This window comes from Tamlana crocina (assembly GCF_012037625.1).
Genome location: NZ_JAAVJS010000595.1, coordinates 1 through 337, shown reverse-complemented (window position 1 = coordinate 337; position 337 = coordinate 1). Strand labels below are relative to the sequence as shown.

1 pseudogene is annotated in these 337 nt (G+C 51.0%); it reads left to right on the top strand.

From position 1 onward, the window contains the following. A pseudogene (locus tag HC176_RS18195) lies at window positions 1–312 on the top strand (class I fructose-bisphosphate aldolase); the annotation flags it as partial. Between the last annotated feature and the right edge of the window lie 25 nt (window positions 313–337).

Below are 337 nucleotides of genomic sequence, written 5' to 3'. Positions count from 1 at the left end.
CGCGATATCAACTTCGGAAAACAATCTGAGGACATGTACAACAGCCTTACTACAGATCATCCTATTGATCTCTGCCGTTTCCAGGTGGCTAACTGTTACATGGGTAAGATCGGCCTCATCAATTCCGGAGGCGGCTCCCAGGGCGATTCAGATTTTAAGGCCGCGGTAAAGACCGCTGTGATCAACAAACGCGCCGGCGGCTGCGGGCTCATTATGGGCCGTAAAGCTTTTCAGCGGCCGCTTAAAGATGGGATCGAGATCCTTCAAAGCGTGCAGGAAGTGTATTTGACCGAGGAGATCACTGTGGCTTAGGGAGTATTGAGGAGTTAGCATTGAG